4 protein-coding genes are annotated in these 16,234 nt (G+C 74.4%); all 4 read left to right on the top strand.

From position 1 onward, the window contains the following. The first annotated feature begins 382 nt into the window (after positions 1 to 382). Positions 383 to 1,477: a cytochrome P450 gene (locus ACZ6ZI_RS04700; protein WP_469515910.1), complete on the top strand. Its 1,095-nt coding sequence runs from the start codon at positions 383 to 385 to the stop codon at positions 1,475 to 1,477. Next, positions 1,474 to 1,686 carry a ferredoxin gene (locus ACZ6ZI_RS04695; protein ID WP_469515907.1) on the top strand — a complete coding sequence of 71 codons (213 nt, stop codon included), beginning with the start codon at positions 1,474 to 1,476 and terminating at the stop codon, positions 1,684 to 1,686. The genes ACZ6ZI_RS04700 and ACZ6ZI_RS04695 overlap by 4 nt, the downstream gene beginning before the upstream one ends. Before the next feature lie 106 nt (positions 1,687 to 1,792). Next, entirely contained in the window at positions 1,793 to 3,394 is a 1,602-nt protein-coding gene (locus tag ACZ6ZI_RS04690) for a GMC oxidoreductase (protein WP_469517613.1), read from the top strand. A 166-nt stretch (positions 3,395 to 3,560) separates the two neighbouring features. Beyond that, on the top strand, positions 3,561 to 16,234 hold a 12,674-nt coding region (locus tag ACZ6ZI_RS04685; protein ID WP_469515904.1), incomplete at its 3' end, for a type I polyketide synthase.

Below are 16,234 nucleotides of genomic sequence, written 5' to 3'. Positions count from 1 at the left end.
TACGGCCGGGGGCGACCGAACCGAACCGAAGCCCTCCCGGTACCCCCGGTAACCGTACCTCCGGCCCGACGCCCACAGGGTTAGCCCGCCCCGGATTGATTTCGTTGACACCCTTCACCGCGCCTCCATACCGTCATTTTCGACGGTGATCGAACAGCGCGGAAATCGGTGTTCGAAGAAGAACACCGTGCTCGGAAAGCGTCGACGGCGTGTCCATCCCGCCACGAGACGCCCCTCCGAAGAAATCCAGTCGAACGAGGCCAGCCATGGAAGGGCGGAAATGAGCCAGGGCGCACCGGTCACCTTTTCCACTGTCCGAGAGGGATACTTCAACCCGCCCCCGGCGACGCGATCACTGCGCCGCACCGAACCGATATCCCGCATGGAATTCGCGGACGGCCACCTCGGATGGCTCGTCACCGGATATTCCGCCGCCCGCACCGTCCTCGCCGACCCCCGGTTCAGCGCCCGCGGCGAACTCAAGCACCCGCCGGTGCCCCGCGCCGCGACCCTCGACGAGGCCCCCGCCGCACCGCCCGGCATGTTCATCCAGCACGACGACCCCGAACACCACCGCTACCGCAAGCTCCTCGTCGGGCAGTTCACCGTCCGACGCATGCGACAGCTCACCGACTGGATCGAGAAGATCACCGCGGAACGCCTCGACGAGATGGAACGGCTCGGCTCACCGGCCGACCTCTTCGAGCACTTCGCCCTGCCCATCCCGTCCCTGGTCATCTGCGAACTCCTCGGCGTGCCCTACGCCGACCGCGACACCTTCCAGCACCACACCCACGTCTGGAGCAGCTTCGGCGAATCCACCGAGGACGTCACCGAGGCCTTCATGGCCCTGGCCGCCTACCTCGGCGGCCTGGTCCGACTCAAGCGCACCGAACCCGCCGACGACATCCTCAGCGGGCTGATCGCCGCCGACCCCGACCTCACCGACGAGGAACTCACCTCGATCGCCTTCCTGCTGCTGGTCGCCGGCCACGAGACCACCGCCAACCAGCTCGCCCTCGGCACCTTCGCCCTGCTCGAACACCCCGACCAGCTCGCCGCGCTGCGCGCCGACCCCTCCCTCGTCGAGGGCGCCGTCGAGGAGACGCTGCGCTACCTCAGCATCGTCCACCACGGTCCCACCCGGGCCGCCCTGGAGGACGTCGAGATCGACGGCGTCCTCGTCAAGGAGGGCGAGGTCGTGATGGTCTCCCTCGCCGCGGCCAACCGCGACCCCGAGCGCTTCCCCGACCCGGAGTCCTTCGACGTGACCCGCCGCGCCGCCGGTCACCTCGGCTTCGGCCACGGCATCCACCAGTGCCTCGGCCAGCAACTCGCCCGCATCGAACTGCGCGTCGGATTCACCGCGATGCTCGAACGCTTCCCCCGCCTGCGCCTCGCGTGCCCCGCCGAGGAGATCCGCCTCCGCCACGACATGCAGGTCTACGGCGTGTACGCGCTGCCCGTCGCCTGGTGAGCGCCGGCCCGCCCCGGGTGGAGGTCGACCGACGACGCTGCTGCGGCGCCGGCATGTGCGCACTGGTCGCCCCCGAGGTCTTCGACCAGAGCGACGAGGGCGTCGTCGTGCTCCTCGACCCCCGCCCGCCCGCGGCCCTGCACGCCGCCGTGCGCGAGGCCGCCGACCAGTGCCCCTGCGCGGCCATCACCCTCCACACCACCCCCTGAGGCCCCACCCGCCTCCCCACCGGGGCCCTCCACCCCCCCGCACCACCGCTCGCCCTCCCTCGAAAGCCAGGTACACACCGTGGAACAGCACCTGTCACGCCGCCGCATGCTCGGACTGGCGGCCCTCGGCGCCGCCGCCGTCGCGGGCAGCACCACCATCGGCGCGCCCCGGGCCCTCGCCGCCGACCGCGCCGCCGGCCCGGCCTTCGTCCCCGCCGTGGTCATCGGCACCGGATACGGCGCCGCCGTGTCCGCCCTGCGGCTCGGCGAGGCCGGCGTGCGCACGGTCATGCTGGAGATGGGCCGACTGTGGAACGAGCCCGGCCCCGACGGCAAGGTCTTCTCGGGGATGCTCGCCCCAGACAAGCGCTCCAGCTGGTTCAAGAACCGCACCGAGGCACCGCTCGGCAGCTTCCTCTGGCTCGACCTGGCCAACCGCGACATCGACCCCTACGCAGGCGTCCTGGACCGGGTCAACTTCGACCAGATGTCCGTGTACGTGGGCCGCGGGGTCGGCGGCGGCTCCCTCGTCAACGGCGGCATGGCCGTCGCCCCCAAGCGCTCCTACTTCGAGGAAGTCCTCCCGCGCGTGGACGCCGCCGAGATGTACGGCCGCTACTTCCCCCGCGCCAACTCCATGCTCCGCGTCAACCACATCGACAACGGCTGGTTCGAGAGCACCGAGTGGTACAAGTTCGCCCGCGTCTCCCGGGACCAGGCGCAGAAGGCCGGACTCGGCACCGTACACGTCCCCAACGTCTACGACTTCGACCACATGCGGCGCGAGGCGGCCGGGGAGGTCCCCAAGTCCGCACTGGCCGCCGAGGTCATCTACGGAAACAACCACGGCAAGCAGAGCCTCGACAAGACCTACCTGGCCGCCGCCCTCGGCACCGGCAAGGTCACCATCGAGACCCTCCACCGGGTCAAGGCCATCCGGCAGCAGAAGGACGGCACCTACCTGCTGACCGTCGAGCACAAGGACGCCGACGGCCGGCTGCTCGCCACCAAGGAGATCTCCTGCCGCCACCTGTTCCTCGGCGCCGGCAGCCTCGGCTCCACCGAACTGCTGCTGCGCGCCCGCGAGACCGGCGCGCTGGCGAATCTCAGCTCCCGCATCGGCACCGGCTGGGGCCCCAACGGCAACATCATGACCGCCCGCGCCAACCACGTGTGGAACCCCACCGGCGCCAACCAGTCCTCCATCCCCGCCCTGGGCATCGACGACTGGGACAACCCCACGAACCCCGTGTTCGCCGAGATCGCCCCCATGCCCGCCGGCCTGGAGACCTGGGTCAGCCTCTACCTGGCCATCACGAAGAACCCCGAGCGCGGCACCTTCGTCTACGACGCGGCCACCGACCGGGCGAACCTGAGCTGGACCCGCGACCAGAACACCCCGGCCGTCAACGCCGCCAAGTCGCTGTTCGACCGCATCAACAAGGCCAACGTCACGATGTACCGCTACGACCTCTTCGGCAAGCAGATGAAGGCCTTCTCCGACGACTTCACCTACCACCCGCTGGGCGGCTGCGTCCTCGGCGAGGCCACGGACGACTACGGCCGGGTCAACGGATACAAGAACCTGTACGTGACCGACGGATCCCTCATCCCCGGCTCGATCGGCGTGAATCCGTTCGTCACCATCACGGCCCTCGCCGAGCGGAACATCGAACGCGTCATCCGGCAGGACATCACCGCCCCCTGACGCGGGCCGGGAATTCGGCGGCGGCGATCCACACCCGCCCGCCGGGGAGCGTCCGGTACGGAACATCGGAAACGGCACGGGGCTCTCCCCGGCATGCCCGCACGCCGAAAAGCGGTGCGGAAAAAGCGAATTGGCTGTAGTTCAACGGGTCGATGGAGCACACACTATGCGCGAGTCTGTTTCGGTGCCGGGCGAATCCGGTGCCGGCGAACACGACGTGATCGTGGCGATCGGGTCGGCGCACCGCCCGCGGGGCGGCAGCGAGGATTCCCGGACGCCCGACTTCGAGGCGTTCGACGCGGAATTCCTCGCGGACCGCCCCGGAGGCCCGTTCGACGACAGCCGTACCGCGGCGCTGCCGTACGGGCCCGCCGCGGCGGAGGTGTGGTGGGAGGCGCTGGAGGACGCCGGAGTGGTCCCGTCCGCGCGGACGGCCGTGCCGGGCGCGCGCACCGGAGTCTTCCTCGCCGTACCCGAGGACGCGGCTCCCGCACGGGACGCCGAGGTCGAGGCGGCGGTGGGCGCCGCCCTGCGGTCCGCGCCCGAAGCGGCCCTGTCGGTACGCCTCTTCGCGTCCGGCGCCGACGCGCTGCGCGCGGCCCGCGCCGACCTCGCCTCGGGCCGGAGCACCCTCGCCCTGGCCGCCGGGCCGGACGTCCGCCCGCCGAGGAGCGAGGACGCGCAGGGCGCCGACCCCGCCGGCTACGGGGCCGTGCTGCTCGCGCCCCTGGCCCGGGCCCTGGCCGACGGGGACCCGATCCGGGCCGTCCTGACCCCCGACGGACGGTTCACCGCCGCCGGAGGCGACGCGCTCGCCCCCGTCGCCACCCGTCCCGCGGGCGAAGGACGCACCGCCCCGACGATCCCGGTCGGGACCGGGACCGGGGTCGGGACCGGTACCGGCCCCGACGCGGACCGCGCCGCGACCCCCGACGGCAACCGCGACGGGCACACCGCCCCGTACCCCGCCGCCCGCCCCACCGAGCGCTCCGGCGACGGGCCGGGGGCGGGGCCCGGTGCCGCCGGACCGTTGCCGTGGATCCTGTCCGCCGCCGGGCCCGAGGCGCTGCGCGCCCAGGCACGGAGGCTCCACGACCACCTCACCGCACACCCCGGGCTCGACCCCGCCGCCGTCGGGCACGCCCTCGCCACCACCCGACACCGCTTCGCGCACCGAGCCGTCCTGCTCGGCGACACCACCACCGAACTCCTCGACGCCCTGGCCGGCGTGGCGGACGGCGGATACGCCCCCGAGGCGGTCCTCGGCACGGCAGCCGGCCGGCCGGCCGTCTTCGTCCTGCCCGGCCTCGGCGGCCAGTGGCCCGCCATGGGCGCGGAACTCCTCGACTCCTCACCCCCCTTCCGGGCCGCCGTCCTGCGCTGCGAGCAGGCCCTCGCACCCTTCACCCGCGTACGGCCGACCGACGTGCTCCGCGGCGTCCCCGGCGCCCCCGACCTGGACGACCCGGCCGTGAGCGCGCCCGCCACCTTCGCCCTCCAGGTCGCGCTCGCGAAGACCTGGCAGGCCCACGGGGTACGCCCCCGCGCCTTCGCGGGCCACAGCGTCGGCGAGATCGCCGCCGCCCACCTGGCCGGGGCCCTCTCGCTGGACGACGCCGCCCGCGTCGTCACCTCCTGGGGCGATGCCCTGGCCGAAATCGGGCAGCGCGGCGGCGACATGCTCGCGGTGGCCCTGCCCGGCCACCGGCTCGCGGAGCGACTGGGCCCCTGGGAGGGCCGGCTCGCCGTCGCCGCGTACAACGGTCCCGCGTCCGTCGTCGTCTCCGGCGACCTGGACGCCGTACGCGAACTGGGCGCGGCGCTGGAGGCCGACGGCGTCCGCTGCCGCCGGGTCGACGTCGGCGCCGCCGCCCACTCCCCGCACGTGGACGCCGTCCGCGACCGGATGCTGTCCGAGCTCGCCGCCCTCGCACCCCGCGCCGGCCACACCCCGCTCTACTCCGGAGCCGGCGGCGGCATCGTCGACGGCCGCACCCTGGACGCCGACTTCTGGTTCGAGGCCCTGCGCCGCCCCGTCCGGTTCGAGCAGACCACCCACGCGCTCCTCGCCGACGGCCACGCCACCCTCGTGGAGATCAACGCCCACCCGTCGCTCACCACCGCCATGCTGGACACCGCGTCGGCCGCCGGACGGGACGCGGTCACGGTCGCCACCCTGCGCCGCGGCCAAGGCGGTCCCCGCCGCCTGCGCACCGCCCTGGCCGAGGCCCACGTCCACGGCGTCGACGTCGACTGGGCGACCCTCTTCCCCGGAGTCGAGGTCGGCGCCGGCTCCGAGCGGGTCGCCCTGCCCACCTACCCCTTCCGCCGGCCCGGTCCGGCGCCCGAGGCCGACGGGGCGACCCTGACCCGCAGGCTCTCCCTCCTGCCCGAGGCCGAGCGGGAGCACGCCGCCACCGACCTCGTCCGGTCCGTCACCGCCGCCCTGCTGGACCTGCCCGGCCCGGCGACCGTCGACCCCCGGCAGGCCTTCCGGGACCTGGGCCTGGACTCCGTCACCACCGTCGAACTGCGCAACCGCCTGTGCGGGGCCACCGGCCTCGCCCTGCCCCACACCGTCGCCTTCGACCACCCCACCCCGCACGCCCTGGCCCGCCGTATCCTCGCCGAAGCCCTCGGCACCCGGCAGGAGACCGCCGACGACACCTCCACGGCCGCCTGGGACGAACCCGTCGCCATCGTGGCCATGAGCTGCCGCCTCCCCGGAGGCATCGACACGCCCGAGGCCCTCTGGAGCCTCCTCGCCGACGGCGGCGACGCCGTCTCCGCCCTGCCCACCGACCGCGGCTGGGACGTCGAGGGCCTCTACGACCCCGAGCCCGGCCGGCCCGGCCGCTACTACCAGCGCGAGGCCGGACTCCTCCACGACGCCGCCGACTTCGACCCCGAGTTCTTCGGGATCTCCCCGCGCGAGGCCCTCGCCATGGACCCCCAGCAGCGGCTGCTGCTGGAGACCGGCTGGGAGGTGCTCGAACGCGCCGGCATCGACCCCGCCACCCTGCGCGGCACCCGCACCGGAACCTTCGTCGGCGCCATGACCCAGGACTACGGCCCCCGGCTGTACGAGGCGCCCGAAGACGTCAGCGGCCACCTCCTGACCGGCAACACGGCCGGCGTCGCCTCCGGCCGGCTCGCCTACACCTTCGGCCTGGAGGGGCCGGCCGTCACCGTCGACACCGCCTGCTCCTCCTCGCTGGTCGCCCTGCACCTGGCCGCCCGTTCGCTGCGCACCGGTGAGTGCTCCCTCGCCCTGGCGGGCGGTGTCACCGTCCTGCCGTCCGCCGGTTCCTTCATCGAGTTCAGCAAGCAGCGCGCCCTCGCCCCGGACGGCCGCTCGAAGGCCTTCTCCGCGGACGCCGACGGCTTCGGCCTCGCCGAGGGCGCCGGCATGGTCCTGCTGGAGCGGCTCTCCGACGCGCGGCGCAACGGGCACCGGGTGCTGGCCGTCGTACGCGGCTCCGCGATCAACCAGGACGGTGCCTCGAACGGACTCACCGCCCCCAGCGGTCCGGCCCAGCAGCGCGTCATCCGCCAGGCCCTGGCCAACGCGGGTCTGACAGCCGGCGAGGTCGACGCCGTGGAGGCGCACGGCACCGGAACGAAGCTCGGCGACCCGATCGAGGCCCAGGCCCTGCTGGCCACCTACGGGCAGGACCGGCCCGCCGACCGGCCCCTGTGGCTGGGCTCGCTCAAGTCGAACATCGGCCACACCCAGGCCGCCGCCGGCATCGCCGGCGTCATCAAGACGGTGCTGGCCCTGCGGCACGGCGTCCTCCCCAAGACCCTGCACGCCGACACCCCCTCGCCGCGCATCGACTGGGCCGGCGGGCGGGTACGGCTGCTCGGCGAGGCCACGCGCTGGCCCGACGCGGACCGGCCCCGCCGCGCGGGGGTCTCCTCGTTCGGGATCAGCGGCACCAACGCCCACGCCATCATCGAACAGGCACCCGCCGAGACGGGTCCCGCCGACCCCGGGCCGGCCGACGCCCCGACCGGCACCGACCCGGCCGCCGTCACCCCCGTGCCCTGGGTGCTGTCGGCCCACACCCCCGAGGCGCTCACCGCCCGGGCCCGCGACCTCCTCACCCACGTCGAGGCGCACGCCGATGCCGCCCCCGATGCCGATGCCGATGCCGATGGCCACACCGACACCCGGCCCGCCGACATCGGCCACGCCCTCGCCACCACCCGCGCGACCTTCGAACACCGCGCCGTCGTCACCGGCGCCACCACGGCGGAACTGACCGAAGGCCTGCGCGCCCTCGCGGCCGGCGCCACCTCGCCGCGCACCGTCCGGGGCGCCGCGACCGACAGCGGCCGCGTCGCCTTCGTCTTCCCCGGTCAGGGCTCCCAGTGGGCCGGCATGGCCGTCGAACTCCTCGACGGATCCGCCGTCTTCCGCGAACGGCTCCGCGCCTGCGCCGCCGCCCTGTCCCCGTACGTGGACTGGTCCCTGGAGGACGTCCTGCGCGGCGCACCCGACGCGCCCGCGCTCGACAGCGCCGACGACGTCGTACAGCCCGCGCTGTGGGCCGTCATGGTGTCGCTCGCCGAACTCTGGCGCTCCTTCGGGGTCGAGCCCTCCGCCGTCATCGGCCACTCCCAGGGCGAGATCGCCGCCGCGGCCGTCTGCGGCGCCCTCGACCTCGACGACGCCGCCCGCGTCGTCGCCCTGCGCAGCCGACTGCTCGGCCGGCTCGCGGGACTCGGCGGCATGATGTCCGTACCCGAACCCCTCGCCGACGTCACCCGACGCCTCGCACCGTGGGACGGGCGACTCGGCATCGCCGCGATCAACGGACCCCGCTCCATCGTCGTCTCCGGCGACGCCGACGCGCTGGACGAACTCCTCGCCGCCTGCACCGCCGACGGCGTCCGCGCCAAGCGCGTCCCCGTCGACTACGCCTCCCACTCCGCCCACGTGGAGATCATCGAGGCCGAGCTCGCCGAAGCCCTCGACGGCATCACCCCGCGCACCCCGCGCGTGCCCTTCTACTCCACCGTCACCGGCGAGATCGTCGACGCCGCCCGACTCGACGCCGCCTACTGGTACACCAACCTCCGCACCACCGTCCGCTTCGAGCCCGCCACCCGCCGGCTCATCGAGGACGGCCACCGGGTCTTCGTCGAGTGCAACCCGCACCCCGTCCTCGCCATCGGCCTCCAGGAGACCGCCGAAGCGGCCGGCGCCGACGCCGACGTACTGCCCTCGCTGCGCCGCGGCGACGGCGGCCCCACCCGGTTCCTCACCTCGCTCGGCGAGGCGTACGTCCACGGCCTCCCCGTCGACTGGTCCGCCGCCTTCGCCGGCCTGCGCCCGCGCACCGTCGACCTGCCCACCCACCCCTTCCAGCGGCGCCGGTTCTGGCTCGACGCCGCCGGCCCGGCCGCCCCCGCCGCGACGGGCACCGGCGGTGAAGAGGAGTCCCGCTTCTGGGAAGCCGTCGAGAACGCCGACGTACAGGCCCTCGCCGGCTCCCTCGACCTGGCCCCCGACGCCTCCCTCGACACCATGGTCGCCCGGCTCGCCCACTGGCGCCGCCGCTCCACCCGCACCGCGCTCGTCGACCACTGGCGCTACCGCGTCACCTGGGCCCCCCTCGCCAACCGGACCCCGCGCGGCACCCGGCCGACGCTCACCGGCACCTGGCTCCTCGTCACCACCGCCCGCCACGACAGCGCCACGGCCACCGCCGTCCACGACGCCCTCACCGCCCGCGGCGCCCGCGTCGAACGCCTCACCCTGGCCCCCGCCGCCCACACCGACCGGGACGCCGCGGCACGACACCTCACCGACCGGCTCACCGAAGCCGGCCTGGACGCCGACCGGGTCACCGGCGTCCTCTCCCTCCTCGCCGACGACCCGACGGCCCGGGTCACCCCCGGACACGGCGTCCCGACCGCCCTCGCCGCCACCCTCACCCTCGTACAGGCCCTCGGGGACACCGGCATCGGCGCACCCCTGTGGTGCGCCACCTCGGGCGCCGTCACCACCGGCCCCGCGGACCCCGTGCGCCACCCCGCCCAGGCCCAACTGTGGGGCCTCGGCCGCGTCGCCGGCGCCGAACACCCCCAGCGCTGGGGCGGCCTCGTCGACCTGCCCGAACACCTCGACACCCGCGCCCTGGACCTCCTCACCACCCTCCTGGCCGACCCCGACGGGGAGGACGAGCTCGCCGTCCGCGCCACCGGCACCCTCGCCCGGCGCCTCGTCCGCGCGGAACCGAACACCAAGGCCCCCACCGGCGAACACACCCTCGCCCACCCCCACGGCACCATCCTCATCACCGGCGGCACCGGCACCCTCGGCGCCCACGTCGCACGCCGGCTCGCACGCTCCGGAGCCACCCACCTCGTCCTCGCCGGCCGCAGCGGCCCCGCCGCCGACGGCGCCACCGCACTGCGCGACGAACTCGCCGACCTCGGCTGCCACGCCACCCTCGCCGCCTGCGACGTGGCGGACCGCGACGCACTCGCCCGCCTCCTCGACTCCCTGCCCGACGCACACCCCCTCACCGGCGTCATCCACGCCGCGGGCGTACTCGACGACGGCGTACTCGACGCCATGACCACCGAACGCCTCGCACACGTCCTGCGCCCCAAGGCCGACGCCGCACTCCACCTCCACGAGCTCACCACCGGCCACGACCTCGACTTCTTCGTCCTCTTCTCCTCCATCGCCGGCGTCGTCGGCAACGGAGGCCAGGGCGGATACGCCGCCGCCAACGCCTTCCTCGACGCCCTCGCCCACCACCGCCGCGCCCAAGGCCTCCCCGCCACCGCGATCGCCTGGGGATCCTGGGGCAGCGGCCGCATGATGGGCGACCACGCCGAACAGCACCTCACCCGGCGCGGCATCCTCCCCATGGCCGCGGACCTCGGCGTCGCCGCACTGGGCCGGGCCATGGACAACGACGACACCACCGTCACCGTCGCCGACATCGACTGGGACCGCTTCGTCCCCGCCTTCGCCCCCACCGGCCACTACCCGCTGCTGGAGCGCCTCCCCGACGCGCGACGCGCCCTCGACGCCGCCGCACCCACCACACCCACCACCGCGGGTGGAACCGTCCCCGCCTTCTCGCACCTGCCCGCCCCCGAACGCCTCCGGGCCGTCCTCGAACTCGTCCGCACCCAGGCCGCCGCCGTCCTCGGACACGCCGGCGCCCACGCCATCCCGCCCCAACGCGCCTTCCGCGAGACCGGATTCGACTCCCTCACCGCCATCGAACTGCGCAACCGCCTCGCCGCCGCCACCGGACTGCGCCTGCCCACCACCGTCGTCTTCGACCACCCCAACCCGACCGCACTCGCGGGCCACCTCCACGAACGGATCTCAGGCGACCCGCACACCACCCCCGCCGCCCCCCTGCCCGCCGCCCGACCGGCCGACGACGAGCCCATCGCCATCGTCGCGATGAGCTGCCGCTTCCCCGGGAACGTCACCTCCCCCGAAGACCTCTGGCAGATCGTCACCCAAGGCCGGGACGCCCTCACTGCCTTCCCCGACAACCGCGGCTGGGACCTCGACGCCCTCTACCACCCCGACCCCGAACACCCCGGCACCACCTACTCCCGCGAAGGCGGATTCCTCCACGACGCCGGCGCGTTCGACGCCGACTTCTTCGGGATCTCCCCGCGCGAGGCCCTCGCCATGGACCCCCAGCAGCGCCTGCTCCTCGAAGTCACCTGGGAGGCCTTCGAACGCGCCGGCATCGACCCCGCCACCCTCAAGGGCACCCCGTCCGGCGTGTTCGTCGGCTCCAACGGCCAGGACTACGCCTCGGGCCTGCGCCGCGCCCCCGAAGGCGTGGAGGGCTACCTGCTGACCGGCCGGGCCGCCAGCGTCGTCTCCGGCCGCCTCGCCTACACCTTCGGCCTGGAAGGGCCGGCGCTGACCGTCGACACGGCCTGCTCCTCCTCGCTGGTCGCCCTGCACCTGGCCGTCCGGTCACTGCGCCTGGGCGAATGCGACCTGGCCCTCGCGGGCGGCGTCACCGTCATGTCCGGCCCCGGCATCTTCGTCGAGTTCAGCCGCCAGCGCGGACTGGCCGCCGACGGCCGCTGCAAGGCCTTCGCCGCATCCGCCGACGGCACCGGCTGGGGCGAGGGCGCCGGCATGGTCCTGCTGGAGCGGTTGTCCGACGCGCGGCGCAACGGGCACCGGGTGCTGGCCGTCGTACGGGGCTCCGCCATCAACCAGGACGGTGCCTCGAACGGACTCACCGCCCCCAACGGGCCCGCGCAACAGCGGGTCATCCGCCAGGCCCTGGCCGACGCGGGTCTCACGGCCGGCGAGGTCGACGCCGTGGAGGCGCACGGCACCGGAACGAAGCTCGGCGACCCGATCGAGGCGCAGGCGCTGTTGGCCACCTACGGGCAGGACCGGCCCGCGGACCGGCCCCTGTGGCTGGGCTCGCTCAAGTCGAACATCGGCCACACCCAGGCCGCCGCCGGCATCGCCGGCGTGATGAAGATGGTGCTGGCCCTGCGCCACGCCGAACTGCCCAAGACCCTGCACGTGGACGCCCCGACCCCGCACGTCGACTGGTCGACGGGCTCGGTCGAGCTGCTGTCCGAACCCGTCGCCTGGCCCGCGGAACCCGACCACACCCGCAGGGGCGGCATCTCGGCCTTCGGCGTGAGCGGCACCAACGCCCACGTCATCATCGAAGAGGCCCCCGAGCCCGCCCCCTCGGTCGCCCCCGCACCCGCGCCCTCGGTCGCTCCCGAGCCCGAGCCCACCCACGAGCGCGCCACCGAGCCGACCGCCGTCGCCTGGCTGCTCTCCGCGAAGAACTCCACCGCGCTGCGCGCACAGGCCCACCGCCTCCGCACGCACCTCCTCGACCACGACGACGCCACCCCGCTCGACATCGGCTTCTCCCTCGCCACCGGCAGGGCCGCCCTTCAGCGCAGGGCCGCCGTCATCGGCACCGGCCGCGACGAACTGCTCCGCGGCCTGGCGACCCTCGCCGGCGAGGGCGCGGGGACGCAGACCCCCGTACCCCACACCGTCATCACGGGCGGCACCGAATCCGCCACCCCGGACGAAGCCGACCGCACCGCGTTCCTCTTCTCGGGGCAGGGCAGTCAGCGGCTCGGTATGGGGCGGGAGTTGTATGCCGCCTTCCCGGTGTTCGCGGATGCCTTCGACGAGGTGTGCGCGCAGGTGGACGTCCATCTGGAGCGTCCGTTGCGTGAGGTGGTGTTCGGTGGGGACGCGGAGCTGTTGAACCGGACGGTCTTCGCGCAGCCGGCGTTGTTCGCGGTCGAGGTGGCGTTGTTCCGGCTCGTGGAGTCGTGGGGTGTGCGGCCGGACTTCCTGGCGGGGCATTCGGTGGGTGAGTTCGCGGTCGCGCACGTGGCGGGGGTGTTGTCGCTGGAGGACGCGGCCCGTCTGGTGGCCGCGCGGGGTCGCCTGATGCAGGAGCTGCCCGCCGGGGGAGTGATGGTCGCCGTCCAGGCCTCCGAGGCGGAGGTGCGGGCGCTGCTGGCCGGTTTCGAGGACCGTATGGGTATCGCGGCCGTCAACGGGCCGACGTCGGTGGTGGTTTCGGGTGAGGCGGAGGCGGTCGCGGCCGTCGTCGACCGGCTGGCCGGCGAAGGCCGGAAGACGAAGCCGCTGACGGTCTCGCACGCCTTCCACTCCCCGCTCATGGACCCGATGGCGGAGGAGTTCAGGACGGTCCTGCGGACGGTCGCCTTCGGCACCCCGACGCTGCCGATCGTCTCCACGCTCACCGGACGGATCGTCCCCGCCGAGGAGTTCGGCACCCCCGACCACTGGCTCCGCCACGCCCGCGAGGCCGTCCGCTTCGCCGACGCCGTCGACACCCTCACCGACCAGGGCGTGGGCACCTTCCTGGAGATCGGCCCCGGCGGGGTCCTGACCGCCCTGACCCAGGAGTCCCTGGACCGGAACTCTGCGGACCGGAATTCCCCGGACCGGGACGCGGTCGCCGTCCCGCTGCTGCGCACCGACCGGGCCGAGGACCTCGCCGTCACCACCGCCCTCGCCCACCTCCACGTCCACGGCACGCCCGTCGACTGGTCGGCCGTCCTCGCCGGCCGCGGCGCCGAACGCGTGGACCTGCCCACCTACGCCTTCCAGCGCGAGAACCACTGGCTGCACGTCCCCGCGACCACCGACGTCACCGCGATCGGCGTCACCGACACCGAGCACCCCCTGCTCGGCGCCACCGTCGTACTCCCCGACGGCGGCATCGTGCTCACCGGCCGACTCTCCCTCGCCACCCACCCCTGGATCGCCGACCACACGGTCTCCGGAGTCGTGCTCGTCCCCGGCACCGCCCTCGTGGAACTGGCCCTCCGGGCCGGACAGGAGGCCGGCTGCGCACGGATCGAGGACCTCACCCTCGAAGCCCCGCTGGTCCTGCCCGAACACGGCGGGGTCCAGCTCCGGCTCACGGTCGGCGCGCGGGACACCTCCGGCCGCTGCCCGCTGGAACTGCACTCCCGCCCGGAGGACCCCTCCGGAGGCGGGGACTGGACGCGTCACGCCGGCGGTACCCTCCACGCCGAACCGCCCACGGCGACCGCGCTGCGGGAGCCGGAGTCCGCACTCGCCGTATGGCCCCCGCGCGACGCCGTACCCGTCGCCACCGACGACCTCTACGACCTCCTCGACGACCTTGGATTCGGCTACGGCCCGGTCTTCCGCGGCCTCGGGCAGGTATGGCGGCAGGGCGACACGGTGTACGCCTCCGCGGCCCTCCCCGAAAGCTCCGCGCCCGACGCCGGCGCGTACGGGCTGCACCCGGCCCTCCTCGACTCCGCCCTGCACGCCTCCTGGCTCGGCCTCCTCTCCGGCTCCGAGACCGGCCAGGGCCTGCTGCCCTTCTCCTGGAACGACGTCACCCTGCGGGCCGGCGGCGCCTCCGCCGTACGCATCAGGCTCACCCCCGCCGGCAAGGACACCGTGTCGGTGCTGGTCGCCGACGCGTCGGGCCGGCCCGTCGCCTCCATCGGCGCGCTCGTCCTGCGCCCGGTCTCAGCCGCCCGGCTGCGCGAGGCCACCCGACCCCGGGTCGACTCCCTCCTCCGCCTCGACTGGATCCCCGCCGACGCACCGGCCGGCGCCCCCACCCCCGACCACGTCGTGGCCACGACGACCCCCGCCGCCCCCGACGGCGCGCTGCCGCCGGGCGACCCGGCCGAACGCGTACGGGCCGCCGTCCACCACACCCTCGGGCTCCTGCGCCGGGCCCTCGCCGAGGAACACCCCGACCCGACCCCGCTCGTCCTGGTTACCCACCGGGGCGTCGCCACCGACCCGGCCGAACGCGCGGACCTCGACCCGGCCCAGGCCGCCGTCTGGGGACTCGTACGCTCCGCCCAGTCGGAGAACCCCGGCCGCTTCGTCCTCCTCGACCTGGAACCCGGCCTGGACCCCGACGGGGACCGCGGACGCGCCGCCGTCCGCGCCGCCCTCCGCACCCGCGAACCGCAGGCCGCCGTACGCGCCGACGCCGTACTGCTGCCTCGCCTGGTACGGGCGGGCCGCACCGCGCCGAACGACCCGCCGCCGCCGTTCCGGGCGGACGGCACCGTCCTGGTCACCGGAGCCACCGGCACCCTCGGCCGGCTCGTCGCCCGCCACCTCGTCACCGAGCACGGCGTACGCCACCTCCTGCTGACCGGCCGCCGGGGACCCGACGCCCCGGGCGCGGCCGACTTCGAAGCCGAACTCACCGCACTCGGCGCCCGCGTCACCACCGCCGCCTGCGACGTCGCCGACCGGACCGCCCTCACCGCGCTGCTCGCCACGATCCCCGCCGACCGGCCCCTGACCGGTGTGATCCACGCGGCCGGCGTCACCGACGACGGAGTCGTCCCCGCCCTCACCCCCGAACGCGTCGACCACGTCCTGCGCCCGAAGGTGGACGCCGCACTGCACCTGCACGAACTCACGCGGGACGCGGACCTGTCCGCGTTCGTCCTCTTCTCCTCCGTCTCCGCGACCCTCGGCGGAGCCGGCCAGGCCAACTACGCCGCCGCCAACGCCTTCCTGGACGCCCTGGCCCAGCTGCGCCGCGCCGCCGGACTCCCCGCCGTGTCCCTGGGCTGGGGGCTGTGGGCCGAAGACAGCGCGATGACCGGCAAACTGCACTCCGCCGACCTCGCCCGCATCCGCCGCATGGGCCTCGCCGCCATGGACTCGACCACCGGCCTCGCCCTCTTCGACGCCGCGTGCGCGGCCGACGGGGACGTCCTGTTCCCGGCGCCACTCGACACCGCCGGTCTCCGCGTACAGGCCACCGAAGGCAAGGTGCCCACCCTCCTGCGGGCCCTCGTCAAGCCCCCCACGCGACCGGCCCACGGTCGCCCCGACGACACCAGCGCCGGCGCCGCTCCCGCGGACCGGGCCGACGCCCTGACCGGCAGCCTTGCCGGACTGCCCGAAGCCGAACAGGAACGCCTCCTGAACGACCTCGTGCGCCGTCAGGTCGCCACGGTCCTCGGCCACGCCACACCGGACCAGGTCGAGACGGAACGCCCCTTCAAGGAGCTCGGCTTCGACTCGCTGACCGCCGTCGAGCTGCGCAACGCCCTCAACGCGGCCACCGGCCTGCGGCTTCCCGCGACCCTCGTCTTCGACCAGCCGACCCCCGAAGCGCTCACTCGTTTCCTGCTGTCCGAGTTGGTCGGTGCCACCGGTGTCGATGGTGTCGGGTCGGTCGCGTCCGTGGCGGTTTCGGTCGAGGATTCGATCGCGATCGTGGGGATGAGCTGCCGGTATCCGGGTGGGGTGGGTTCTCCGGAGGATCTGTGGCGGTTGGTGGTGGAGGGTGGTGA

This window comes from Streptomyces sp. NPDC103540 (assembly GCF_055584445.1).
This window is presented reverse-complemented; position numbering and strand designations above follow the sequence as displayed.